21 protein-coding genes and 1 riboswitch are annotated in these 24,771 nt (G+C 64.6%); of the genes, 10 read left to right on the top strand and 11 right to left on the bottom strand.

What is annotated here, in order from left to right; all coding sequences use genetic code 11:
- Positions 1 to 76: 76 nt before the first annotated feature.
- Complete coding sequence (locus METAC_RS0115265; RefSeq protein WP_026607721.1) at positions 77 to 1,801, top strand: thiamine pyrophosphate-binding protein; 1,725 nt, start codon at positions 77 to 79, stop codon at positions 1,799 to 1,801.
- A gap of 13 nt (positions 1,802 to 1,814) precedes the next feature.
- A complete protein-coding gene (locus tag METAC_RS0115260) occupies positions 1,815 to 2,369 on the top strand; it encodes a carboxymuconolactone decarboxylase family protein (RefSeq protein WP_026607720.1) in 555 nt (184 codons plus the stop codon).
- A 330-nt stretch (positions 2,370 to 2,699) separates the two neighbouring features.
- Here METAC_RS0115260 and cobM read toward each other — a convergent pair whose 3' ends face one another.
- Genes cobM through METAC_RS0115245 form a run of 3 tightly spaced genes read right to left on the bottom strand, consistent with a single transcriptional unit; the run spans position 2,700 to position 5,043 of the window.
- The gene (gene cobM, locus METAC_RS0115255; protein WP_026607719.1) at positions 2,700 to 3,449 is read right to left on the bottom strand and encodes a precorrin-4 C(11)-methyltransferase; all 750 of its coding nucleotides are present in this window, start codon (positions 3,447 to 3,449) and stop codon (positions 2,700 to 2,702) included.
- Positions 3,446 to 3,844: a cobalamin biosynthesis protein gene (locus METAC_RS0115250; RefSeq protein WP_026607718.1), complete on the bottom strand. Its 399-nt coding sequence runs from the start codon at positions 3,842 to 3,844 to the stop codon at positions 3,446 to 3,448. Before METAC_RS0115250 ends, cobM begins: the two co-directional genes overlap by 4 nt.
- Positions 3,823 to 5,043: a bifunctional cobalt-precorrin-7 (C(5))-methyltransferase/cobalt-precorrin-6B (C(15))-methyltransferase gene (locus METAC_RS0115245; RefSeq protein ID WP_026607717.1), complete on the bottom strand. Its 1,221-nt coding sequence runs from the start codon at positions 5,041 to 5,043 to the stop codon at positions 3,823 to 3,825. The genes METAC_RS0115250 and METAC_RS0115245 overlap by 22 nt, the downstream gene beginning before the upstream one ends.
- Positions 5,044 to 5,057: 14 nt before the next feature.
- Here METAC_RS0115245 and METAC_RS0115240 point away from each other — a divergent pair, with 14 nt between their 5' ends.
- Positions 5,058 to 5,840 carry a cobalt-precorrin-6A reductase gene (locus METAC_RS0115240; protein WP_026607716.1) on the top strand — a complete coding sequence of 261 codons (783 nt, stop codon included), beginning with the start codon at positions 5,058 to 5,060 and terminating at the stop codon, positions 5,838 to 5,840.
- Here METAC_RS0115240 and cobJ read toward each other — a convergent pair.
- The 7 genes from cobJ to METAC_RS0115200 form a co-directional block, all read right to left on the bottom strand.
- Entirely contained in the window at positions 5,807 to 6,589 is a 783-nt protein-coding gene (gene cobJ / locus METAC_RS0115235) for a precorrin-3B C(17)-methyltransferase (protein ID WP_026607715.1), read from the bottom strand. The genes METAC_RS0115240 and cobJ overlap by 34 nt on opposite strands.
- Positions 6,586 to 7,329 (bottom strand): precorrin-2 C(20)-methyltransferase, encoded by a 744-nt coding sequence (locus tag METAC_RS0115230; RefSeq protein WP_026607714.1) that lies wholly within the window; start codon positions 7,327 to 7,329, stop codon positions 6,586 to 6,588. Before METAC_RS0115230 ends, cobJ begins: the two co-directional genes overlap by 4 nt.
- Complete coding sequence (locus tag METAC_RS0115225; protein WP_026607713.1) at positions 7,326 to 7,967, bottom strand: precorrin-8X methylmutase; 642 nt, start codon at positions 7,965 to 7,967, stop codon at positions 7,326 to 7,328. The genes METAC_RS0115230 and METAC_RS0115225 overlap by 4 nt, the downstream gene beginning before the upstream one ends.
- 5 nt (positions 7,968 to 7,972) lie before the next feature.
- Entirely contained in the window at positions 7,973 to 9,289 is a 1,317-nt protein-coding gene (cobG, locus tag METAC_RS23880) for a precorrin-3B synthase (protein WP_036255644.1), read from the bottom strand.
- Positions 9,286 to 12,618 carry a cobaltochelatase subunit CobN gene (cobN, locus tag METAC_RS0115215; RefSeq protein WP_026607712.1) on the bottom strand — a complete coding sequence of 1,111 codons (3,333 nt, stop codon included), beginning with the start codon at positions 12,616 to 12,618 and terminating at the stop codon, positions 9,286 to 9,288. The genes cobG and cobN overlap by 4 nt, the downstream gene beginning before the upstream one ends.
- Positions 12,619 to 12,622: 4 nt before the next feature.
- Complete coding sequence (gene cobW, locus METAC_RS0115210) at positions 12,623 to 13,666, bottom strand: cobalamin biosynthesis protein CobW (RefSeq protein ID WP_026607711.1); 1,044 nt, start codon at positions 13,664 to 13,666, stop codon at positions 12,623 to 12,625.
- Between the two features lie 141 nt (positions 13,667 to 13,807).
- Positions 13,808 to 14,020: riboswitch (cobalamin riboswitch) on the bottom strand.
- Between the two features lie 279 nt (positions 14,021 to 14,299).
- Entirely contained in the window at positions 14,300 to 15,514 is a 1,215-nt protein-coding gene (locus METAC_RS0115200) for a hypothetical protein (RefSeq protein WP_156898238.1), read from the bottom strand.
- A gap of 242 nt (positions 15,515 to 15,756) precedes the next feature.
- On the opposite strand from METAC_RS0115200, the gene cobO reads away from it, so the two are divergent.
- The gene (gene cobO / locus METAC_RS0115195; RefSeq protein WP_026607709.1) at positions 15,757 to 16,377 is read left to right on the top strand and encodes a cob(I)yrinic acid a,c-diamide adenosyltransferase; all 621 of its coding nucleotides are present in this window, start codon (positions 15,757 to 15,759) and stop codon (positions 16,375 to 16,377) included.
- Positions 16,378 to 16,404: 27 nt separating this feature from the next.
- Positions 16,405 to 17,847, top strand: coding sequence for a cobyric acid synthase (locus METAC_RS0115190; protein WP_026607708.1), 1,443 nt, complete (start codon positions 16,405 to 16,407; stop codon positions 17,845 to 17,847).
- Here the strand turns inward: METAC_RS0115190 and cbiB are convergent.
- Positions 17,831 to 18,823 (bottom strand): adenosylcobinamide-phosphate synthase CbiB, encoded by a 993-nt coding sequence (gene cbiB / locus METAC_RS0115185; protein ID WP_026607707.1) that lies wholly within the window; start codon positions 18,821 to 18,823, stop codon positions 17,831 to 17,833. The two genes, METAC_RS0115190 and cbiB, sit on opposite strands and share 17 nt — an antisense overlap.
- Between cbiB and cobD the strand changes: the two genes are divergently transcribed.
- From cobD to nifA, 5 genes are all read left to right on the top strand, one after another.
- Positions 18,822 to 19,862, top strand: coding sequence for a threonine-phosphate decarboxylase CobD (gene cobD / locus METAC_RS23875; RefSeq protein WP_051335609.1), 1,041 nt, complete (start codon positions 18,822 to 18,824; stop codon positions 19,860 to 19,862). The genes cbiB and cobD overlap by 2 nt on opposite strands.
- 177 nt (positions 19,863 to 20,039) lie before the next feature.
- A complete protein-coding gene (locus METAC_RS0115175; RefSeq protein ID WP_026607706.1) occupies positions 20,040 to 20,585 on the top strand; it encodes an iron transporter in 546 nt (181 codons plus the stop codon).
- A 26-nt stretch (positions 20,586 to 20,611) separates the two neighbouring features.
- Complete coding sequence (locus METAC_RS0115170; protein WP_026607705.1) at positions 20,612 to 20,944, top strand: cupredoxin domain-containing protein; 333 nt, start codon at positions 20,612 to 20,614, stop codon at positions 20,942 to 20,944.
- A gap of 201 nt (positions 20,945 to 21,145) precedes the next feature.
- A complete protein-coding gene (locus METAC_RS0115165) occupies positions 21,146 to 22,555 on the top strand; it encodes a 4Fe-4S binding protein (RefSeq protein WP_051335857.1) in 1,410 nt (469 codons plus the stop codon).
- A gap of 377 nt (positions 22,556 to 22,932) precedes the next feature.
- Positions 22,933 to 24,687 (top strand): nif-specific transcriptional activator NifA, encoded by a 1,755-nt coding sequence (nifA, locus tag METAC_RS0115160; RefSeq protein ID WP_036255642.1) that lies wholly within the window; start codon positions 22,933 to 22,935, stop codon positions 24,685 to 24,687.
- The last annotated feature ends 84 nt before the right edge of the window (positions 24,688 to 24,771 follow it).

Raw genomic sequence — 24,771 nt, 5'->3', positions numbered from 1 at the left:
CTGCAGTCAAGGATTAGGCTGCGCAAGGGCCGATTCGCACCATCTCCGGGCCTTGAGCGACGAGGGGAATGCCGCCATGCCGCTTGGAACCGATTTCATTCTCGACGCTCTAGCCTCCGAGGGCGTCGACCATCTTTTCATGGTCCCCGGCGGCCTTGTCGATCCTTTTCTGCCGGCGCTGGGGCGGCAAAAGGCCTTGAAGCCCATCGTCGCCGCGCAAGAGGGCGGCGCGGTCTATATGGCCGACGGCTACGCCCGGGCGAGCGGCAAGTTTGGCGCGGCGCTCTGCATTGGCGGGCCGGGCTTCACCAATACGGTGACGGCGGTCGCCGCGGCGCAGACCGACGGCTCGCCGGTGCTTTTGCTCAGCGGCGAGGTCGCGACGCTGGTCGAAGGCCTCGGCATGTTCCAGGACGCAAGCCCGCTCACGCTCGACGACGTCTCGGTTCTGAAGCCGATCGTCCGCATGTCCTCTTCTGTCGACAACCCAAAAAACCTGCCGCATATTTTCAAGCACGCCATGTTGCAGCTGCGCACAAAGCCGTCTGGCCCGGTTCATCTTTCATTGCCGAGCGACTGCCAGATCGCTGAGCTTTCGGTTGATTACGTCCCGATTGATCCCACGCTGGTCGATCCGGCGCCGCTATCCTTGAGCGGCGCGGAAGCCGCGTTCCGTCATTTCACCGGCGCTGACGGCGGTCGTCCGCCGATCAGGATCGCCATCCTCGCGGGCGCGGGCGTCGAGCACGCCTATGCGGCCAAGGCGCTGCGGCAATTCGCCGAGCTTTGGCGCATTCCGGTCGCGACCACGTTGCGCGCCAAGGGGGTCTTTCCGGAGGATCATGTTTTGTCGCTCGGCGTCTTCGGCTATGGCGGAACGCATCATGCCCGCATGGCCCTGCTCGACGCGCCGCCCGACCTGCTGATCGTGCTCGCTTCCGGCCTGAACGAGCGCGACACCATGCATTGGTCGCTGCAGCTCGCGCCGAGCGCCACGATCTGCGTCAATCTCGCGGCGGCGAATATCGGGATGCATTCGGCAGGCGGCGGCGTCGTTGGAGATTGCGGCGCATTTCTACGCTATTTGCTTGACCGCACGGATGTGCTTGACGCCTCGCTCGGAACGAGCCGCGCCGCGCGCGAAGCCTGGCTATCGGAGATTCGCGCGACGCCGCGGCTGCAAGACGTGGAACATTGCGCCAGCGACGCCGTGCCGATCCATCCGGCGCGAATCATTGCCGAATTGCGGCGCGCGTTTCCCCGCGACGGCGTGTTGCTGGTGGATTCCGGCGCGCATCGCGCCTTCGCCGGCCATTATTGGGAGTCTTATGAGCCCCGCACCTATATTTCGGCCACCAATCTCGGGCCGATGGGCTGGGCCATTCCCGCCGCCGCAGGCGTGCAATGCGCCCAGCCGCAGCGCCGGGTCGCGGTCGTCACGGGCGATGGCTGCATGGGCATGAATGGGATCGAGGTCGCGACCGCCGCGCGTTATGGGCTCCCAATTTTGTTTGTCGTCGTCAACAATGCGGCTTTGGGCAATGTATGGCTGCGCGCGCATAAGCTCGGGCCGGTTCCCGATGAATTGACGCGGCTGCCGGATCATGACTGGGCGGGTTTCGCGCGGTCCTTGGGCTGTCGCGGCGAGACGGTGCGCGAGCCGGGCGATCTCGCCGGCGCCTTCGCGCGCGGCCTTGCCGGCGAAGGCCCATGTCTCATAGATGTCAAAGCCGACAAGTCCGCGGCGACGCCGGTCGCCGATTGGGCGGCGGCGCTCGCCGCCTATTCCTATCACGAGTGACGCGGAGGCCTTTATGGCGCAGCTGCCTTTCGATCCTTCAAAGCTTTCGCCGGCCGATCTCGAGCTCTACGACGAGATGCTCGAGCGCCGCGCCGCGCAGGGCGCGGGCTTCGGCGGCCCCTATGCCGCGCTGATGAACCATCCGCAGCTCTGCCGACGGATCGAAGACCTGGGCTTCTTCCTGAAATTCCAAGGCAGCCTGCCGCGGAATATTTATCAGTTCATCGTGTTGAGCGTCGCAAGAAGCACGGGCGCGGCTTTTGAATGGCTCGACCATGTCGAGCATGCCGAAGCGGCGGGCGTGCCTTTGCCGGTGATCGACGCTTTGCGGAAGGACGGCGTTCAGGACGGGGCGTTCCCGGCGCCCTATGATCTCGTCGCCAACATTTTGGCCGCGACGCTCGCCTGGAAGAATGTCCCGCAAGACCTGCAGGACCGAAGCATCGAGGCCTTCGGCGTAGAGGGCTTTGTGGAATTGGTCGTGCTCTCCGGCTTCTACCAGATGTTTTCGGCGATCAATCAAGGCTTCGGCGTCGCCTTGCCCGAAGGCGCGGCGAAGCCGTTTTAGGTGGATCGAGGGGCTAGTCCGCATTCGTCCGGCAAGATCGAAATGACTTAGGATCGATCAACCGTAATTATCGGAATGCAAGTTCGCCGCATGCTGTATCTACCGACGTCGAACTACAGGCGTCGCTTACGCGTAGCGGCAGAGAATTCGTCGTGCGGTCGTAGGATTCGCACGGGTTGTGGCGTTGTGAGTTCGATCATGCGGCATATTCGCCTTGCGCAAATATTGGTTGGATCGAATCATTCCAGCTGACAGGACGCATGTTAGCATTTGCGCTATGCGCGCGGAACGACCCGTCACCTTGAACTGTTCCAACACAACGCAAGAGCGTCAACGATACCGCCGCTGATAAGCAGCGTCATAAAGCGCGCTTTCGCGAAAATCCGGCGCATCGAGCGCGCGGCCGACGAAGATCAGCGCCGTTCGCTCGATTGGCGTCTTGGCGAGCTGTTGCGCGATGGTTGAAAGGGTTCCCCGAATGATCTTTTGTTCGGGCCACGAGGCGCGATAGACGATCGCGACCGGGCAATCTGCGCCGTAATGCGGCGTCAGGTCGGCGACGACTTGGCCGAGGGCGTGGATGGAAAGATGGATTGCGAGCGTCGCCTGGGTCCTCGCGAAAGCCTCTAGCGTTTCCAGCGCCGGCATGGAGGAGGCGCGCCCCGGCGTGCGCGTGAGCACGAGAGATTGGGCGACTTCCGGCAAAGTCAGCTCGCAGCCGAGAGACGCCGCGGCGGCGGCGAATGCGGGAACGCCGGGCGTGATCGTGTAGGGAATGTCGAGGCCGTCGAGGCGGCGGATTTGCTCGCCGAGCGCACTCCAGATCGAAAGATCGCCGGAATGAAGCCGCGCGACGTCTTGCCCAGCAGAATGCGCGCGGGAAAATTCGGCGCAAATTTCGTCGAGGCTCATTGGCGCCGTGTCGATGACGCGCGCGCCCTTGGGGCAATGCTCCAGCAAGGCGCGGGGAACGAGCGAGCCGGCGAAAAGACAGACAGGCGAGCTGGCGATGAGATCGCGGCCGCGCAAGGTGATGAGGTCTGGCGCGCCGGGACCCGCGCCGATGAAATGGACGGTCATATTCGCTCCGTTGCGGCGATCGCGCAGCTCGCGCCGCCTTCGCTCATGCGCGGCAGGATCAACATGGCGTTTGGGCCGGCGCCCGCGAGCGCTGCGGTCTCGGCGATCGAGGGCAGACCGAAGAGTTGCATGACTCGCATCGAGCGGGTCGCGGCGCGGTTTGAGGCGAGACGCAACACGTTGGCGTCGAGAAAATTCAACGTCAGGCCGAGCGTCCGCGCGGCCTCCACGAGGCCCATTTCGTCTCTCTTATCCACATGCGTGAACAGACTGGCCCGGGCGTCGCTGCAACCTGCCGTCGCCAAGGCGCGTCGGACGAGGCGGATGACCGCCTCGCTGCCGCAGCCTTTCCGGCATCCGAGTCCAATGGCGATCATGTCTTGGTCGCCGACCATTGCGTGATCGGCCGCGCCGGCCTCCAGCCGTGGAAGCCGCCGAGAGGATCGGCGCGGGCAATGTCGATCTTGATGAGATCGCCGCCATGCGCCTTGAAGCGGGCGATCAATTCCGCCTCGGATTCGAGCGTCACCGCATTGACGACGATGCGGCCGCCGGCCGGAAGCGCGGCATAGGCCGCATCGAGAAGTTTTGGGTCGCTCGCGCCGCCGCCGACGAAAATCGCTTGCGGCTGAGGCAAGCCGGTAAAGGCTTCGGGCGCGGCGGCGGTCACGATCTCGATCTGCGGCGCGCCGAGCGCAAGCGCGTTGCGCCTGATGCGCTCCGCGCGCGCGGGCTGAGACTCGATCGCGATGGCGCGATTGGCCGGATCGGCGAGCATCCATTCGATCGCGACGGAGCCCGCGCCGGCGCCGACGTCCCAAAGCAATTCGCCGCGCCTCGGCGCGAGCGCCGACAGAACGATGGCGCGAATCTCGCGCTTGGTGAGCTGCCCGTCATTCTCGAACCAGGCGTCGGGGAGGCCCGAGGCGGCTGGCGGAACCCTGGACCCGGGCGCCGCGCTGATTTCGAGCGCGACGAGATTCAGGGGATTAATCTTGTCCATCGCGAAAGATTCGGCGGAGCTTTCACTCAGGCGCTCGCGTAGTCCGCCCATGGCCTCCATGACGATTATCCGCGAGCCCCCGAGGCCGCGCTCGCGAAGGAGCCCAGCGAGGCGCGGCGGAGTCGTCTCGTCCCAGGAAAGGCAGAGGATGCGGGTCCGAGGCTGCAATTCAGGGATGATCCGTTCGAAATCGCGGCCATGCAGCGAGATGAGGCGGCAATCCTGAAGGCTCCAGCCGAGCCGCGCGGCCGCGAGGCTGAAGGCCGAAGGTCCCGGCAGACAAAGCATCTCTTCTGCTGGAACATGGGCCGCGATGAGCGCGCCGACCCCGAAGAAGAAGGGATCGCCCGAGGCGAGGACGCAGACAGGGGTCCCGCGTCGCGCCAGGATTTTCGGCATGGCGTCGGCGAGGGGCGAGGGCCAGGCCAGGGTTTCGGCCTCGAGAGCGCCGCCGAGCGCGAGATGCCGCGCGCCGCCGACGACCAGGCGGGCTTGCGAAAATAGTCGCCGCGCGGCAGGAGAAAGCCCGTCGAGTCCGTCCTCGCCGATGCCGATCACGGAAAGCCATTTTTTGCTGGGCGTCGCAGTCATGGCGTCGCGCGCCGATGTTGGGAGGAAAACGGATGCGCGTGCTCGTGCTCGGCGGGACGACGGAGGCGAGCCGCCTCGCCGCCTTGCTCGCGGCCGCCCGGCGTGACATATGGTCCATGCTGTCCTTCGCCGGCCGCACCAAGGCGCCGATCGCGCCGGCGATTCCCTATCGAATTGGCGGCTTTGGCGGGGTCGAGGGCCTCGTCTCCTATCTCGAGCGGGAGCGCATCGAACTTCTCGTGGACGCGACGCATCCCTATGCCGAGCAAATGTCGCGCAACGCTGAGCTCGCGTCCGCGCAGGCGGGGATTCCGCTCATCGTCCTGACGCGCCCGCCCTGGCTGCGCGAGCCGGGCGATGATTGGACCATAGTGGGCGATATGGAGGCAGCCGCCGCCGCGCTCGGACCCGAGCCGAAGCGCGTCTTTCTCACCATTGGCCGGCTGCAGCTCGCGGCTTTCGCGTCGGCTCCGCAGCATGCCTATCTCATTCGCGCCGTCGATCCCTTCGATCCGCCGCCTGAATTGGCTCGTTGCCGGGTGATCGCCGGGCGCGGCCCATTTGGGTCGGCTGCGGAAGAAGAGCTTCTGCGCGATGAAAAGATCGAAATGATCGTCACCAAGAATAGCGGCGGTGGCGCGGCTTTCGCCAAGATCGTCGCGGCGCGGCGCCTCGGGCTGCCGGTCGTGATGGTCGAACGTCCGCAAGGCGTCGCGGGAGACGCCCTGCATGATCCGGCCGAGGCCATGGCCCATATTCTCGCTCACGCCGAGGCTCTCGCGTCGCGCGGCGTATAGACGAAGGGTTGCGCGCCCGCGCGGGCGATGAGCCGCGTTTCGCTCGAGCCGATCATCACCAGAGTGCTCATGTCGGCGAGGCCCGGCTCTGCCGCTGCGAGCGTCGTTATTGTGATTTTTTCATCCGCGCGGCCGATGGCGCGGGCGAAGATCACCGGCGTTTCAGGGGCCTTGCTCCGGCGCAGCAGGGCGAAGGCGTCATGGATCTGATGCGGCCGCGCTTTCGAGGCCGGATTATAGAGCGCGATCACAAAATCGCCGATCGCGGCCGCGTTCAGCCTTCGCTCCACCACGGCCCAGGGCTTGAGATTATCCGAGAGCGAAATCGCGCAGAAATCATGGCCCAAAGGCGCGCCGACGCGGGCCGCCGCCGCCTGCATCGCCGAAACGCCCGGACATATGGCGATGTCGATCTCGCGCCAGGCGGGCTTGCCTCGATCGATCGCCTCGAACACGGCCGCCGCCATTGCAAAGACGCCTGGATCGCCGCCCGAGGCGACGGCGACGCGGCGGCCCTCCTCGGCGAGGCGGAGCGCATGGCGCGCGCGCTCCAGTTCGACGCGATTGTCGCTCGCATGGCGCGTCTGCCCCGGTCGGGGCGGAAGCCTGTCGAGATAGGGCGCATAGCCGATGAGATCCGTCGCCTCGGCGAGGACGGCGGAGGCTTCCGGGGTCAGCCATGCCTCGGGGCCGGGGCCGAGGCCGACCACCCTCAGATTTCCAGCTGGAGCGCGGGGAGAAATCGTCATGGCCGTCGCCCCTCTCCCGGAATGAGGACGAGCGAGAAATAAGGCGCGTGATCGTCGGTCTTTTCGGCCAGCGGAATGATCTTCTCTGCTGCGGCCGTGCCATGCTCCACATAGATTGCGGCGTCGAGCCGCCCGGCTTGCGCGATGGCAGCTCGGACCTTTGATAAATTCGCGCCGATCTTGATGATGATGGCGGCGTCGCTGGCGCTCAAATGGCGGGTGAGGCAGGCGCCTTCCAGCGTGCCTGGAAGAACGCTCACGACATCGTCGCCCCAGGCCATCGGCAATTTCGCCGCGCTCCAGCAGCCGGACATGCCGGTGATGCCGGGCACGATCTCGATCTCGAATCGACCCTTCAGCCGGATATAGACATGCATGAAGGAGCCGTAGAAGAGCGGATCGCCCTCGCAGACGAGAGCGACGTCGCGGCCTGTCGCAAGATGCGCGGCGATCGTCTCGGTCGCCGCGGCGTAGAATTCGCGCAGGTCCTCGACATAGGCCGGATCGTGAAAATGGATCTCGGTCGTCAGCGGATAGAGGAGAGGCAATTCCATGCATTGGCCATGGAGCCAACGGTCGATGATGGCGCGGGCTTTTCCCGGCGCGCCTTTTTTGGAGAAGAAGGCGACGACTGGTGCGGATTCGATGATTTTCGCCGCCTTGATCGTCACGAGCTCCGGGTCGCCGGGGCCGAGCCCAACGCCATAGAGCCGCCCTTTGCGCTGCGCCTGATCGTTCATTCGGCCTCGCTTGCAAGCGCGTTCAAGGCGGCGGCCGTCATGGCGCTGCCGCCTTTGCGGCCCTTCACCGTGATGAAAGGCGCGGGCGCCGCTGCGATCAGCGCTTCCTTCGATTCGGCGGCGCCGACGAAGCCAACCGGCATGCCGATGATGCAAGCGGGCCGCGCAGGGATCTCGCGGAGCATTTCGAGCAGGTAAAACAAGGCGGTCGGCGCATTGCCGATCGCGACAATGGCGCCGTCGAGGCGATCGCGCCAGAGTTCGAGCGCGGCGGCGCTGCGCGTCTCGCCGATCCGTGCGGCGAGCGCCGGGACAGTGGGATCGCCAAGCGTGCAGATCACGTCATTGGCGCGCGGCAGGCGCGCTCTTGTGACGCCATGGGCGACCATCTGGGAGTCGCAAAGGATCGCCGCGCCGTCCCGCAGCGCCTGGCGCGCGCGCGCGGCGGCCTCGGGCGAGAATGCGAGATCGCTGGCGATCTCCACCATGCCGCAGGCGTGGATGACGCGCACCGCGACGGCTTCCTCATCGGGGGAGAAGCGCGCGAGATCGGCTTCCGCGCGGATGGTCGCGAAAGAGCGGCGATAAATCTCGGCGCCGTCGCGAATGTAATCGAAGCGGCTCGAAGGTTCCGACATGGCGTTCATCTATGCTCGACCTCGCGGGCCGCGCGCGCCTGGCGGGCGATCGACTCCAGCATGTATTGCGCCTCCGAAAGCGTGAGACCTTGCGCCGCGCCCCGATTCGGCGGCGCGTTTTCGACGATCAGCTCATAGCGGCCGTCTTTCGCGATGAGCGCATAAGGCGTCGCGGCGCGCCGCGCGCAACCCTTGGCGCAGCCCGACACATGGAGCGTCACGCCCTCCGGCTGCAAGAGCCGCGCGAGAGGAGCCAAGGCTAGGGCGTCGGCATGGGTCGGCGTTGAGCCTTGCGCACAGGCCGGGGCGCCAGGGCAGGCGGCGACGGCGAGCCGAGGGTCTTGCGGGTCGATGATGAAATTCTCCATGGAGAAATGGGTCTTCAGCGCTTCGATCTCGGCTTCGGCGCCCCCCGGCAAAAGCATCGCGCGCCAGGGCGTGAGGCGGGTCTCGCCATCGGCGAATGCTTCCGCGCCGCGGGCGATCGCTTCAAGCATATCGGCGTCGAAGCGGCCGTAGGGCGCGCCGACCCCGAAGCAGAGATTTTCGCCGCCCCCGAGGCGGATCGGGCCGATGGGGCAGGGCTCGGCTAGGGAGCGAGCCTTTTGCGGCGGCGGCGCAGGGCGAAGTCTTGTGGCCTTGGCGATCGCGGTGGGGCCGCATGATTGCAAAAGCTCGCGCATCCGGCGGGGAGTTTCGGGCATGCGCGCGCCGTGATCGAGAAAGGCGCGCGCGATCCGCAGCGCTTGATCGACGACGGCGCCGGGCTCGCAGGCGCCGAGACATTCGGCCTCGCACGCGTCGCCGCCAACGCCAACGATGAAAACCTTTCGCTCCGCGCAATAGTCGAAGCGGACATCGGCCGGAACCGAGGCCAGCGACAGCGCGCCGCCATCGTCGATGAGAAAGCCGAATTTGCCCGGCAGCCCATGAAGATCCTTGTTGCCGACGAGGGCCTTCTCCAGCGCCTGCGCGATGGGCCCCGCGTCGATCGGCGCATCGAGGCCGACGAGGGGACTCGCGAGCACATTGCGGACGGCTTCCGCCTCCGCGTCTTCGTCGAGCAGGCCGAGCTCCGCAAGGATCGCGGTCAGAGCGGGCAGGCTTTGCGCCGAGACGCCGCGCATTTGCAGATTGGCGCGCGACGACAAATCGAAGAGCCCGTTGCCGCACGCGCGTCCTGCCTCCGCCAGCCGCCGCAGCGCCCTGCTCGAAAGCGCGCCGCCACTGATGCGCAAGCGGACCAGCATGCCGTCCTCGGCCGGCATGGGCCGAAGCGCGCCCGGACACCAGCCCTTGCGAAGGCGAGCCGCGAGGGTCATGGAAGCGCGCCCCGCATTTCGGCGAGGCGATCGAGGACGGAATTCCGCCGGCTTTTCCAGACGCCGCGTCGATGGGCCTCTTCGAAACGCTCGACAATGGCGCGCGCCGCCTTGGGATTGGACTCGATCAGAAAGTCCCGGACATCTTGCGCGCCGCAGGTCGCCTCGAACATTAAGTCGAAATGCTGGCTCGCGACCGCATCGGCGAGAACCGCGAGCGCGAAGAGATTGTCTATGGTCAAGGCGATTTCGGCCGCGCCGCGATGGCCATGGCGCATCTGCCCGGCGATCCAGCGCGGATTGCTCGCGCGCGCGCGGACCACGCGCGCAACCTCCTCAGGCAGGGTGCGCGCCCTGATCGCGTCAGGCCTGGTCGTCTCGACATGATAGACCGGCGCGTCATTGCCGAGCAGGCGCGCCGCCGCCGCGAAGCCGCCCTCGTGATCGACGAGGGCGTCGGAGTCGAGAACGTCGCCTTCATCCTGGTCCTGGACATGGACGAGCGCATCGGCTTCCGCGACGCGATCGGAAAATTGCGCCGAGGCCGCGCCTTCGCCGCGCGGGCCGCCATAGGCGTGCGAGGTCGCGGCGAGATAGAGCCGTCCGAGATCGTCGCGCGCGCTGGATGGATCTGCGTCGATCGTCCGCGTGACGCCGATTCCATAGGCCTGGGGCCCGGCGCCGAAGATGCGCGGAAAGTCCCCCGGCGAACGCCGCCGCGCCGCCGCCAAGGGATTGCTGTCGTCGTCCTCGTCGAGGGCTGCGACGGCGCGGACGGCTTGATCGAATAGTGCGATCTGAGCTGGAAACACGTCGCGGAAGAGGCCGGAAATCCGCAAGGTGACGTCGACGCGCGGATGGTCGAGGCGGGCGAGAGGCAGGATCTCGAAGCCGCTCACGCGGGACGAGGCGAAATCCCAGACCGGCATGACGCCCATGAGCGCGAGCGCCTGAGCGAGATCGTCGCCGCCGGTGCGCATGGTCGCGCTCGCCCAAAGGTCCATGATGATCCGCTTCGGCCAATCGCCATGATCCTGGGCATGACGGTTCAAGACCTCGCGCGCGGCGCGCCGGCCGATCTCGAAGGCCGTTCGGGTCGGGACCGCGCGCGGATCGACGCCATAAAGGTTGCGGCCGGTAGGCAAGACGTCGAGGCGTCCGCGTGAGGGCGCGCCGCCCGGCCCCGGCGGGACGAAGCGGCCGTCGAGCGCGGCGACGAGGCCGGTTGCTTCCGCCAGTCCGCAGGCGTCAATCAGCATGGCGGTTTCCGCTGGCGCGTTGGCGTCGCGCGAGGCGGCGCAAGGGGACTGGCCAAAGACATGCAGGCCGTCCCCGATGCGCATCTCCTTCAGATCACAAAGCCAGGCGTCGAGGCGCGTTAGCGCTGCTGACGGGTCGGCGCTTTGGTCGAGCCCGCAGTCCCGCGCCAATCCCGTGTCCTCGGCGCGTTCCAGAATGGCTTTCGCCAGGAGTCGCGCGCGCTTCGGGTCAAGGGACTCGGCGGCGGCATATTCGTCGAACAAGGCTTCGATCTCGAGCGCGGCGCCATGGCTTCCGGCTTCCGTCAGCGGCGGGGTCATATGGCTGAGGGTCAGCGCGCCGATGCGCCTCTTGGCCTGCGCGGCCTCGCCTGGATTATTAACGATGAACGGATAAACGACGGGCAGAGGTCCGAGCACGGCGGCCGGCGCGCAATCCTCGGCGAGCGCGACCGCCTTTCCCGGCAGCCATTCGAGCGTGCCATGCGTCCCGCAATGGATCATGGCGTCGATCTGCTCCGACCGGCGCAGAAAGACATAGAAGGCGACATAGGAATGGCGCGGCGGCAGGCTCGAGTCGTGATAGTCGGCCTTACGCTCGGGGCTCGCGCCTCGATCGGGCTGTAGCGCGACGAGCAAATGGCGCGCGCGCAGGATCGAGAAGTGGAAAGCGCCCTGGCGCGCCAGCGGGTCCGCCTCAGGCTCTCCCCAGCGCGCGAGCAGCGACTCGACAAATGGTCCCGGCATGGCGCGAAGGGCGTCTTTGTAATCCGCGAGGCTCAAGCGCTCGGTCGCGGCGCCGGCTTCGAGGCCGCGCATCAATTCATCGTTGGGCGGAAGCGTGCCTACGTCATATCCGGTGTCGCGCAAGATCGCCGCGATCGAGGCGACGCTTTGCGGCGCATCGAGCCCGACCGCATAGCCGGCGCGGCCGGCCTTGCCCGGATAATCCGAAAGGACGCAGCCGATCTTGCGCTTCGCTTGCGGGACCTTTCGCAATCTCGTCCAGGCGGCGGCGAGATCGGCGACGCGATCGACGCCGGAGGTCGTGGGCGCATGAACGAGCGGCGTGAATTCGAGATCCGCACGGGGAAGGCTTTCCGTCTTGAAGCCGATCGCGGTCGAAATCAGCCGCCCGTCCATTTCTGGCAGGACGACATTCATCGCGAGATCCGCCGCACCGAGGCCGCGCGGGTCCGCCTTCCATTGGGCTTCGCTCGAGCCGGCGAGGATCGCCTGCAGCACTGGACAATCGGCCTCGTCGAGCGGGCTTCTGCCATCGTCGAGGCGGGCTGAAAATCCGGTCGTATTGACGATCACGTCGGGTTTTTCGCGCGCGATCTGCGTGCGCAGGAAAGCAATCGCCTGCGCGTCCTTGAGGCTCGTCGCGAACAGGCCGGAGACGCTCAAGCTCCGCGCGGCGAGCGCGTCGGCGAGCGCCTCGATCGGCGCCAGGTCGCCGGCGAGAAGAAAGGCGCGGTAAAAGACGATGAACGCTCGTCCTGCGGCCGCGGCGGGCGCTCGGCAAGCGGCCTCGCATCGCCCAGCCGCTGGCAAGGTCGTAGGCTCGCCGGGCATGGCCGGCGCATGAGGAAAGGTCTCGATCCAGCTGAGAAGCGCGGCGACGCCTTCAACCCCGCCATGTTGGAACGCCGCGGACATGCGGCGAAGCTCGGCGATCGGCAAGGTGGAGGCGGCGTCGAGCCTCGGGTCTTCCGTCGCATCGCCGGGAATGATGGCGAGCGTGAAATTTTGCGCCCTCGCGGCGCGGGCGAGCTCTTCCACGCCATAGCGCCAATAGTCGAGGCCGCCGAGCAGGCGAACGAGGACAAAGCGGGCTTTCGAGGCGAGCTTCTCGACATAGAGATCGACGGAATAGGGATGCTTGAGCTTGCCGAGATTGGCGAGCCGTAGGCTCTGCCTGCTCTTCTGCCGCGCCTGCGCGGCCGCGACGATCGCGAGATCGCTGTCCGAAAAGGACAGGAACACGAGATCGGCCGGCGTCTGCCCCAGATCGATCGCGGCCTCCGCCTCGTCGAGCGTCAGCGATTGGCTGCGCAGGAGGTGCATAGGCTCAAAACGCGCTGGGCGCGAGGGCCTGGGCGATCGCCGCCGCGTCGAGGCCTTTCTCGCCGATCATGACCAAGCGTCCGCGCCGTGGCTCTCCGGGACGCCAGGGCCGGTCGAAACTCTGCTGCAGCCTCGCGCCGACCCCTTGCACGAGGAGCCGCATCGGCTTGCCGCGCAATTCGAGAAAGCCCTTGATCCGCAGGACGTCATGGCGCTCGACGACCTCCGCCAGGCGGCGCATCAGGGCGCCGCTATCCTCGATCGCGTCCATGTCGACGATGATGCTTTCGAAATCATCATGATCATGCTCGGCTTCGGAATCGTGATGGGAGGGCCGCGCGGCGAGATCGTCCTCGGTGGCGGCATGAAGGCCGAGAAGGATGGCTGCGTCGATCCGCCCTTCGCGCGCCGCGACGATTTTGATCGCGCGGGGAACGCTCGCTGCGATTTCGGCCGAGACACGCGCCTGATCTTCCGCGCCGATGAGGTCGGTCTTGTTTAAAATAATCAAATCGGCGCAGAGCAATTGATCCTCGAAGACTTCTTCGAGCGGATTGTCATGCTCGATCGAGGGATCGGCCTCGCGCTGGCGGGCGAGACGCGCTGGATCATCGGCGAAGCGGCCCTCCGCCGCCGCCGCGCCGTCGACCACGGCGATGACGCCGTCGACCGTCAATCGGGAGCGGACCGCCGGCCAATCGAAGGCCTTGACCAGCGGCTTCGGCAAAGCGAGGCCGGAGGTCTCGATGATGATGTGCTCGGGCGGCTCTGGCAGCGCCAGGAGCCGTTCGATCGCGGGCAGGAAATCATCGGCGACGGTGCAGCAGATGCAGCCATTCGCGAGCTCGATGATTCGGTCGGCGCTGCAGGCTTCGTCGCCGCAGGCCTGCAAAATCTCGCCATCGACCCCGACATCGCCAAATTCATTGATGACGAGGGCGAGGCGGCGGCCCTGGGCGGTGGCGAGCAAGTGACGGATGAGCGTCGTCTTTCCGGCGCCGAGAAAGCCGGTGACGATCGTCGCCGGGATTTTGGCGAAGCTGGTCATGCGAGTGTCGTCATCGAGGCGCCCGGTCCTTCGGCGTTGAATTTACGCGCGGGCGCTTCGGCGGGAGCGCCGCAAAGATGCGGGCTCCTTCGCCGGCGAGCTGGTCGCCGGCATCGATGAAAGCCGGAGCACCCCGCCGGCCTTGGCTCGATTTGAACGGCAGGTTTCCTGGCTCACGGATCATAGCCCCGCGCCGCCTTCCCAGAACCCGGTCGCCCGGCGTCCCAGTGGCTTTGTGGCGCGCGGCTCACCGCTGACAGTTGCGGGGGCAGCTGCGGCTTCCGGCGCGAAAGAAAGCGCCGCCGCATTCCCTTTTACCACTCGAAGCGAGGGACCGTTGCGGGGAGGGAGACTATACCAGTGGGGAGTTCTGTCAATCGAGGGGTGGCGGGTCAAGTTTGGATCGCGTTGTGCCTGTGGGGGTGGTTTCTCCACTCGCGAGCCATCTTCGATACTTTCGTTTCTGCGGCGCACCTCTTTCGAACGACTGCCGGTCGTGGCAACGAGCGACGCCTCAATAATGCTTTCCCAAACACGGAAGGACAATTTTCTTGAGATGGTCTGATCTTGAGCCGCCGTTTACACCGAAAAAATGGGAAATCTATTTCCACTGGCGTTGCTGCGGCTGTTGAATCAGCTTTCGACCTCCTCGGGTATATTCTCGATGGGCGCATCCTCGAAGTTTGGGATACAAGAGATAAGTTGCCCAACTTCTTCCTGAGCCCAGGCAATTAACGATTGCGCGCGAGCATCTGGGTCGGCTACGAAACTGCTGACCGCGCGCGTCGCGACTACGCTGTATCCGTCGTGGATTTCAACCCATCCCTTGGGGATTTTGCTGAAGAACTCAGAGGGCTTCATTTTGTGCCAGTCGTCGTCGCTCATGACGAAGAAGAAAGGCTCATGCATCGGTATGCCAACGGGATCAACACAATCAAGCGCTCGCTGATCTGGAAAACATATGCCGATCCCGATCCAGAACTTGCTGCCAGGGGGGTTCAGCTTGCTATTCAGGTAGTACCAAGCCCAATATGCGTTACCATCGGGCCAGAACTCCCAATGCAAATTTCCGCCCCGGGACTTCGGGTACTTTGAAGCGATTGCGGATATTGCTGTGCTGAAAGTATACATCAGCGCTCGGTAGGAGGACATAAAAAGTGCCGTTGCCGCCAAATCCCGCGAAGTCATGAAGTCCGTCATCAGTCCTTGTTCCTCTAGAAAGAGATTGAAGTCCGAAGCGAGTGCACAATACGTCATCTCAGATCGGTTCAAGTTGAGATTAGAGGCGAGCCAGCCACCAACGTGCGCCCATGTCCGCGTAACGCCGATAACAGAGTTGCGCTCGCGCCCGTCATCCTCGAATCCATCTGGCGCTTGCGTCCCGTGTGTTAGCAGCACGACGGCACCCGGCCAATCGCCGGAGCACTGCGAACTCATCCAGTCCGAGTACGTCTTGAGCTGGCTCTGAATGAGGGCTTCGTTATTGTCGGCACGGTGCAGTCGTTCAACTTCGGGGCCTTCTACCTTGTGTTCCTGGAAAGCAGCGTTGACCTTGACTTCGAAAAGGACGAGCGGCTGGTTGTCCAGATAGACGATCATGTCCGGTCGCTTGAAGGAGCCAACCACGTCTATGCAGACTTGCGTTTTGGCGTTGATCTGTCCTACGTCCTTGCACTTCTTTCGGAGGCGCTTCGAGCACGATGCTGACAACATTCGAACCAGGAACTCGATTTGGAAGGGCATCGGCAATCGGTTGAAGATGTCTGCGAGTGCTTCTGTGAGAAAGTTTTCTGCTGGGAATGCTGAGGGAGTGTTCCGGTACTTGTAGAGCCGGCTATAAATATTCATAGTCCCCTGCAGCAGGCTGAGCCACTAATATGGTAAGTAAACCACAGCGGGTGCTAAAGGTCGAGCTCAATTTAGAGCATGGCCTTGTCAGCAGTTGGCAGAAGCCTTTGCAAGGGTTGGTGTCTGTTCCAGTTACCCTTCAACCTTACCTAAGCCACAATTGAAGCCCCGGCTTTTTAAGAATGGAGCATTTCAAAATTGCTTCACTGGCCACTTAAGCCGTCTCGACGAATTGGGCACAAATGAATAAATCCACTGACGAACCCGAAGCCCTCCGCCATCGCGAAAAAATGGCGAAGCGCAAGGCCCTGCAGGACGCCGAGGTGGCCTCTAAAACCATCGTGGAAAAAGGGCTGCTGATCGTCCACACGGGGGCTGGCAAGGGCAAGTCCACGGCGGCTATGGGGCTCCTTTTGCGCGCGCTCGGCCACGGCTGGTCCTGTGGAATCGTCCAATTCATCAAGGGCGGTTGGGAGACCGGCGAGCGCGCGGCGCTCGCGAGATTCGCGGATCTCATCTCCTGGCACACGATGGGCGAGGGCTTCACCTGGGAAACGCAGGACCGCGCGCGGGATGTAGCCGCCGCTGAGTCCGCCTGGACCAAGACGCGGGCGCTTATGGCGGATTCGAAGATCAGGCTGCTCGTGCTCGACGAATTGAACATCGCCTTGCGCTACGATTACCTGCCGCTCGTCGAGATTCTCGCGGCGCTCGAGGCCCGCAGGCCCGATCTTCATGTCGTCGTCACCGGCCGCAACGCCAAGTCGGAGCTGATCGAGGCCGCCGATCTCGTGACCGAGATGACGCTGGTCAAGCATCATTTCAAGGCGGGGGTGAAGGCGCAGGAAGGGATCGAATTCTAGGCCATGGCGCGGCGGGCGAAGGCGTTGATGCTGCAGGGGACGGGCTCCGACGTCGGCAAATCGCTGATCGTCGCCGGGCTCTGCCGCGCATTTCATAAGCGGGGCCTCGCCGTCCGCCCGTTCAAGCCGCAGAATATGTCGAACAACGCCGCCGTGACCGAGGATGGCGGCGAGATCGGCCGCGCCCAGGCGATGCAGGCGAGAGCCTGCGGCGTCGCGCCCTCGATCGATATGAATCCCGTGCTTTTGAAGCCCCATGGCGGCGGCGGGGCGCAGGTCGTGGCGCGCGGCCAGGTCGTCGGCCAGGCGAGCGCGCGGGATTATCAGGATTGGAAGCCGAAGCTGCTCGCCACGGTGCTGGAAAGCTTTGCGCGGCTCTGCGGCGAGGCCGATCTCGTCATCGTCGAAGGCGCCGGCAGCGCCTCCGAAATCAATCTGCGCAAGAACGACATCGCCAATATGGGCTTCGCCCGGGCCGCAGACGTTCCGGTGGTTCTGCTCGGCGACATCGATCGCGGCGGCGTCATCGCGCAGATCGTTGGGACCAAGCTCGTCCTCGATCCGGCCGACGCGGCGATGATCAAGGGCTTCCTCGTCAATAAGTTTCGCGGCGATCCCTCCCTCTTCGCCGAGGGCATGCGCCTGATCGAAAGCCATACGGATTGGCCGGGACTCGGGCTCATCCCCTTTTGCCCGGCGGCGGCGCGCCTGCCCGCCGAAGATTCCCTGGCGCTGGCGCATCGAAGGGAGGCCGGCGCGGGCGAGATCACGATCGCCGTCCCGGTCCTGCCGGGGATCGCCAATTTCGACGATCTCGATCCCTTGGCTCTCGAAAGCGCGGCGCGGCTCGTCATGGTCAAAAGCGGCGAGACCTTGCCGGTCGAGGCCGCGCTCGTGCTGCTGCCCGGCTCCAAGACGACGATCGCCGATCTCGCCGCGTTCCGTCGGGAGGGCTGGGACATCGATCTTCTCGCCCATGTGCGGCGGGGTGGCCATGTGCTCGGCCTTTGCGGCGGCTATCAGATGCTCGGCCGGATCTGTCGCGACCCGCAAGGGCTCGAAGGTCCGTCCGGCGAGGCGCCGGGCCTCGGCCTGCTCGATGTCGAGACGGATTTCTCAGGCGAGAAGCTGGTCAGGCCGGTGCGCGGCGCGGGGGCGCAGGACGGCGCGCCCTTCTCGGGCTATGAAATCCATCTCGGGCGCACGTTCGGGCCGGATTGTGCTCGCCCGCTTCTCGCCTTCGACGACGGGCGCATGGACGGCGCGACCTCGGCCGACGGGAGGGTGAGCGGCTGCTATGTGCATGGCCTTTTCGCCGAGCCGTCGCAGCGGGCCGCTTTGCTCGCGAGGCTCGGCGCGTCCGGCTCGGGCCGCTCCTATGACGATTCGCTCGAGCAGGCGCTCGACGCGGTCGCGGCGCATCTGGAGGCGAGCATCGATCTCGACCGGCTCCTCACGCTCGCCCAATAAAGCCAAGGGCGAGCAGCGTCAGAAGGACCCAATGAACGAAGCAGGCGCGGCGATAAAGCGCGAGCGCGCGTCGGATGTCGGCCGACCCCGCGACTGCCGCGCCGGCGCCGATCCAGGGGTCGTCGATCTTGATTTGCCCGTAACAACGCGGGCCGCCGAGCCGCAGGCCGAGCGCGCCGGCGAAGGCCGCCTCCGGCCAGCCGGCGTTGGGGGAGGGATGCCCGCCGGAAAAGCGCCATGCGGTCCGCAGCGCCCCGATGGCGGAAGCGCCGGGCGTGAAAAGAGCCGCCGTCGCGATCAACAGCGCGGAGAGGCGTGCGGGAACAAGATTGACCAGATCGTCGAGCCTGGCGGCGGCGAAGCCGAAAGCTACGTGCCGCGCGGTCCGATGCCCCATCATGCTGTCGGCGGTGTTGATCGCTTTATAGGCCATTCCGCCCGGAAGCCCGCCGAGCGCCAGCCAGAAGATTGGCGCGACGACGCCATCGGAAAAATTCTCCGCGAGCGACTCGATCGCGGCGCGGGCGACGCCGGCCTCGTCGAGAGCCACGACGTCGCGGCCGACGATGGCGGCCACGGTCGTCCGGCCGGCGGCGAGCCCCTCGCGCTCGAGCGCGTCGGCGACGGCGCGGACATGCGCATGCAGGCTGCGTTGCGCGATGAGGCTCGACGCGATAAGCGCTGTCAGCATTAGGCCGATTGCGTGGGGGATCGCCAACGCCTCGATGCCTTGGGCGATAATGAAGCCGCCGCCTCCGGCGATGGCTAGCACAAGGCCCAGGGCGAGAAAGCCGAGGGCGCGCCTTTGCGCAAATGAGTCGGCGTCGCGATTGAGGCCGTGGTCGGCGCGGGCGATCAGGGCGCCGATCCAGGTCACGGGATGGCCGATCGCCTTGAACAGGGCTTGCGGATAGCCGAGGCCGGCCTCGATCGCCGCGGCCAGCGCCGCGAGCGGAAGCGTGACATAGAGATCCATGCGGCATCATCCAACATTCGCGGCGCCGACGCCATTCGGCGACGGTCACGGCGGCGATCTTTCCGCGGCGCGGCGCGCCTATCCTTTGGCGCCCGAGCCCTGGCTCGATCTTTCGACCGGCGTCAGCCCCTATGCCTATCCGATCGGGGATTTGCCTGCCGAGGCGTGGAGCCGCCTGCCGGAGCCAGAGGCCCTGCGCGCGCTCGAAAAGGCGGCGGCGCTCGCCTATCGCGCCAGCGAAGGCGCCGCAGCGCTCGCCGCTCCCGGAAGCCAGGCGATCATCGGCTGTCTGCCTTATCTTTGGCCCGCCCGCCGCGTTGGGATTTTGGGCCATGCTTATCGCGGACATTCCGATGCGTGGCGGGCGGCTGGGGCCGAGGTCGATAGGGTCGAGGACCTCGCCGGGCTTGCCGACAGGGACGTCGCCATTGTGGTCAATCCCAATAATCCCGACGGCCGGCTCGTTCCCGCGGAGGACCTGCACGCACTTGCGAGGGAACTCGGCGAACATGACGGTTTGCTGATCGTTGATGAAGCCTTCATGGATTTTGTCGAGCCTGCGGCCAGCATCATCCCGGCCATGCCGACCCGCGGCGTCCTCGCCCTGCGCTCCTTCGGCAAGGCATATGGCCTGGCGGGGCTTCGCCTCGGCTTTGTGATCGCGCCGGTGGAGCTCGCCAAAAAACTGCGTGCGGCCCTGGGGCCGTGGCCGGTTTCGGGCGCGGCGATTGCGCTCGGCGCGAAGGCTTTGGCCGATGCGGACTGGCTTGCGACCGCGCGCCGAAAGCTTACGGCGGATGCGGCCGCGCTCGACGAGATTCTGTTGTCGGCGCAATTCGAGATCGTCGGTGGGAGCCCGCTTTTTCGCCTTGCCGCGCATCGGGACGCCCTGAAGCTGTTTGACGCCTTGGCGAGGGCGGGAATCCTGGTTCGGCGCTTCGCCTCGCGGCCCGCTTTGCTCCGCTTCGGCCTGCCCGGATCGGATGCGGATCGCGCGCGCCTTCGTGCGGCGCTGAGCTTTGGCGCGACGAGAAAATAGAATTGAGCAATCTAAGCTTAGTAGGGCTTTGTTCGTCTATTTTAAAATCATTATAAAATAGAGAAGTGCATTTTGACCCATCTTGGAAAATATTGGCTTTGAAGCCTTGAATGTAAGGCGTCATCCTTGCTACTTATGACGATTATTGCGCGACCAATCTTATCCGAGGAGAAACTGATGCGCTTTGGCTTTGCTTTGACCTGCGTCGCGCTTCTCGGCTCCTCGCTCGGATCCGGCGCTTTCGCCAAGGAATATCCGATAGGCAAGCCACAGCAGAAAAACGGGATGGAGATCGGCGCGGTCTATCTTCAGCCGATTGAGATGGATCCGCCCGACGTGATGCGCCCGGCGAAGGATTCTGACGTTCATCTCGAATCCGACATCAAGGCTGCGAAAGACAACAAGAACGGCTTTGCGCAAGGGGATTGGATTCCCTATCTCTCCGTCAATTACGAATTGACCAAGCTCGATGACAACCAGATACAAAAGGGCGCCTTCATGCCCATGGTCGCGAATGACGGGCCGCACTACGGCGACAATGTCAAAATGTTCGGCCCTGGCAAATATAGGCTCCGCTTGACGATCGCGCCGCCCGGCGCCGACGCCCACGCCCATTTCGGGCGCCATGTCGACAAGGAGACCGGGGTGGCGCCTTGGTTCGACGCCTTTTCCATCGATTATGATTTTGTCTATGCCGGCGCCGGGAAAAAGGGCGCCTATTGAACGAGGCAAAGGATCAAAGTTTGTCCATGAATGCGATGCGGCTTTGTGCGGCGCTCATTTTTCTCTGCGCGACGGCCGCGGCGCGCGCAGACGACGAGCCGACCTTCTCGATCGAGTTTCATGATGGGAAGGTCGAGCCGCTCCGGATCGAGGTTCCCGCAAACCGGAGGTTCAAGCTCGAGCTGCGCAACACTGGGGCGTCGCCGGCGGAATTCGAGAGCGGAGAATTGCGCAAGGAAAAAGTGCTTGCGCCGAATTCGACGTCAATTCTCGTCTTCAGGACGCTCGATCCAGGCGAATATTCGTTTTTCGACGATTTTCATCCCGACGCGCCCAAGGCGGTGCTCGTGGCGAAGTGAGGCGCGAATTGCATTGTCTCGACGGGCATGTCCGAACCATGACATTCGCCGAAGCGCTTAATGTCCCTCCCTGCGCGGGACGCCAGATCGCCGAGACGTGCAGGTCGGATCCGGAGAGTATGAGTCATGAGCGCCTTTGACGCCGTTGAACGCGACCGGCGCGCCCTCGAGCGAGATCAGCCGGGATTTGAGCCCAAAGCCATGGCGGAGGAGGTTTTGCCGCGCCGACCGACGGCCGCCGTGCGCCTTTTTTTTGAGGCAGGCGAATGGTTGCGCCAGCGCCAAAGCCTCATCCAGCGCATCCAATGGGCCGTCGTTTTTGCCTATGTCCTTCTCGTCGCAGTCCCGGCTTTCCTTCCTTTGCCGGCGCGGACGGCGCATATTTGGAGCAATCTCACTCTTTTCGCGCAATTCGCGTTCTGGGGGATTTGGTGGCCCTTCGTCTTGCTCAGCATGGCGTTGGTCGGGCGCGCGTGGTGCGGACTGTTCTGTCCCGAGGGCGCGCTTTCCGAGGCGGCGAGCCGGTTCGGCCGCGGCCATGCGGTTCCGCGCTGGATCGCCTGGAAGGGTTGGCCTTTCGTCGCCTTCGTTTGCACGACGATCTATGGCCAGATGATCAGCGTCTATCAGTATCCAAAGCCGGCGCTTCTCATTCTCGGCGGCTCGACCGCCGGGGCTATCCTCGTCGGCTATCTCTACGGCCGCAATAAACGGGTCTGGTGCCGCTATCTGTGCCCGGTCAATGGCGTTTTCGGCCTTTTGGCGAAGCTGGCGCCGGTGCATTTCAAGGTCGATCCGGCGGCTTGGACGCAATCGCGCCTTTCGGGACACGCCCATGCGAAGGCGATCAATTGCGCTCCGCTTGTTCCAATTCGCACCATGCGCGGCGCCTCCGATTGCCATATGTGCGGCCGCTGCAGCGATTTTCGCGGCGCGGTCAGCCTCGCCCCGCGCGGTCCCAATCATGAGATCGTTCATGTCGCGGGATCGACGTCGAAACCGGCGGAGACGCTGCTCATTATCTTCGGCCTCCTGGGCGTCGCCACCGGCGCTTTTCACTGGAGCGTGAGCCCGTGGTTCGTCGCCCTCAAGCAGGCGGTCGCGGAATGGCTGATCGACAGGGATCTGCTTTGGCCGCTGCGCTTGCAGCCGCCGTGGTGGATTCTCACCGACTATCCCGAGGTCAATGATCAATTGACCTTTCTCGACGGCGCCCTGCTTGTCGCCTATATCGCGGCGACCGCGGCGGCGATCGGCGGGGCGATCTCGCTTTGCCTCTGGGCCGCCGCCCGCAGCCTCGGCCCATGGCCGGCGGCGCGGTTCCATCATTTCGCCCAAAGCCTCATCCCGATCGCTGCTTGCGGCGTATTCATTGGGCTCAGCGCCACGACCGTCACGATGCTGCACGGCGAGGGCCTAGCGCTTGGATATGTCGGCCTTCTGCGCGGCGCGTTACTGGTCGGAAGCGCGCTTTGGTCGCTCTGGCTTGGCTGGCGGATCGCCGGTCTCTCGACGACCGACATCTTCCGCCGCGCGGCGGCGACCGGTTTGGTCGGGCTCGCCGTCTTGATCGGAGCGGGCGGCTGGGCCGTCTTTCTTTGGGTTTGGTGACGCCGCGCAGCGTCGCGATTGTCGCCTCACCGATTGGCAAAATCTTTTTTGCCTCCTCAGAGCCGTGATGCGGCAGAGGCTTCGCGCGCCTGCGCGGATTGTTGCCTTTACGCCGTTCCGGGACGACATTCGCGGGGGTGAAGAGAAATTGGCGTGAAATGCGACTAGCCGAACAATTTATGCTGTCAAAATGGGCGCGTTGTTTAGTTGCAGCGCAAAATCCTGCCCAAAATTTGAGAGCGACAGGCTTTGGCCGTCGGATTAGATTCACAAAGGTTGGAATTGAGACAGGTCGCTGTCAAAAAACATACTGACTTATTGTCAGTGTTCGGGTTCCAACAGTTCAGCGACGCCGCGAGCTAAGGAAGGCCGTGCAAATGAGTGACGCAGACGCTCTGGCTGCGACGACGCAGGCCCCCTCTCAGCGCATCCAATTGAGCGAGATCGCGCTGATCGGCGTCTATGAAATCTCCAAGATCCTGACCGCCCCGACCCGGCTCGAGACGACCCTCGCCAATGTCCTCAATCTTCTGTCGTCTTTCCTTCAGATGCGGCACGGAACCATCGTTCTCTTGGCGGATGACGGCGCGCCCGAGGTGGCCGTGGGAGCGGGATGGAGCGAGGACAGTCTTTCACAGACCCCGCAGCGCTATCCGGAGCGCGCCATCGGACAGATCGTCGCGACGGACGTTCCGCTCGTCGTTCACAATGTCGCCGACCATGATCTCTTCGACGCCAGCGACGTCGCGGCGCTCGCCTCGGACGGGGTCAAGGTTTCTTTCATGGGCGTGCCGATCCGGGCGGGGGATAGAGTCGTCGGCACTTTGACTGTGGACCGCATCTGGGACGGCGAAAGCGTGTTTCGCTTCGATTCCGATGTCCGCTTCCTGGTGATGATCGCCAATCTGATCGGGCAGACCGTGAAGCTTCATCGCGTCGTCGCGCGCGATCGCGATCGTCTCATCGAGGAGAGCCATCGGCTTCAGAAGGAGATCACCAAGCTGCAGCCGGCTCCGGCGAGCGGGGTGCGGGCCTCCGGCATTATCGGGGAAAGCCCGGCGATACGTTCGGTTCTCGACAAGATCGCGATCGTCGCGCGTTCGAACGCGACCATGCTGCTTCGTGGCGAATCCGGAACCGGCAAGGAATTATTCGCCCGCGCCTTGCATGAAATGTCGCCGAGGGCGCCGAAGGCCTTCGTCAAGGTCAATTGCGCCGCGCTCGCCGAAAGCGTGCTCGAATCCGAGCTTTTCGGCCATGAGAAGGGCGCTTTCACCGGCGCGGTCGCGACCCGCAAGGGCCGTTTCGAACTCGCCGACGGGGGCACGCTTTTCCTCGACGAGATCGGCGAAATTTCGGCGTCCTTCCAGGCCAAGCTGTTGCGCGTCCTTCAGAGCGGCGAGTTCGAGCGGGTCGGCGGAACCAAGACCTTGAAGGCGGATGTCCGGCTTATCGCGGCGACGAACAAAAATCTGGAAGAGGCCGTCCGCAATGGCGAGTTTCGGGCCGATCTCTATTATCGCATCAGCGTCGTGCCGCTGTTATTGCCGCCGTTGCGCGAGCGGAGCAGCGACATACCGCTTCTAGCTGCGCGGTTCCTCGAACAGTTCAACGAAGAAAACGGCCGCCAGCTCGCGTTCAGCAAGCAGGCCATGCAGGTGCTGAAATCCTGCTATTTTCCCGGCAATGTCCGCGAGCTCGAAAATTGCGTCCAGCGGACGGCGACTTTCGCGGCCGAGGAATCGATCGTCGCCGCGGATTTCGCCTGCGGGCAGGATCAATGTCTGTCGGCGACTCTCTGGAAAGGAAAGGCGTCGGCGGATCCTTGGCCGAAGGCCGTGGGCGGACTCGGGCCATTCTCCGCGCCGCCGCCGGTCGAGGCATATCGCGAACCTCCGCAACTGGCGCGTCCTGTCGCCGCGCCGTCCAATGCGGAATCGGTCGAGGCCGCGCCGGGAACCCAATGGCCGGAGTCATTCGATCGGGGCGACGATTCGGAACGCGCGCGCTTGCTCGAAGCGATGGAGAAATCCGGCTGGGTCCAAGCCAAAGCCGCGCGCATGTTGGGGCTTACGCCGCGCCAGATCGGCTATGCGCTGCGCAAGCATGCGATCGAGATCAAAAAGTTCTGATTATCGCCCGCGCCAATTGTCGAAGGTCGGACAGGTTTGTCCGCCTCGTCTCCGGCCTGTCGACGAAGCGGCCAATAGTGTCTT

Source organism: Methylocapsa acidiphila B2 (genome assembly GCF_000427445.1).
GTDB lineage: Bacteria > Pseudomonadota > Alphaproteobacteria > Rhizobiales > Beijerinckiaceae > Methylocapsa > Methylocapsa acidiphila.
Note: the sequence above shows the minus strand (reverse complement) of the source record. Positions and strands in the feature narration are given on the sequence as shown.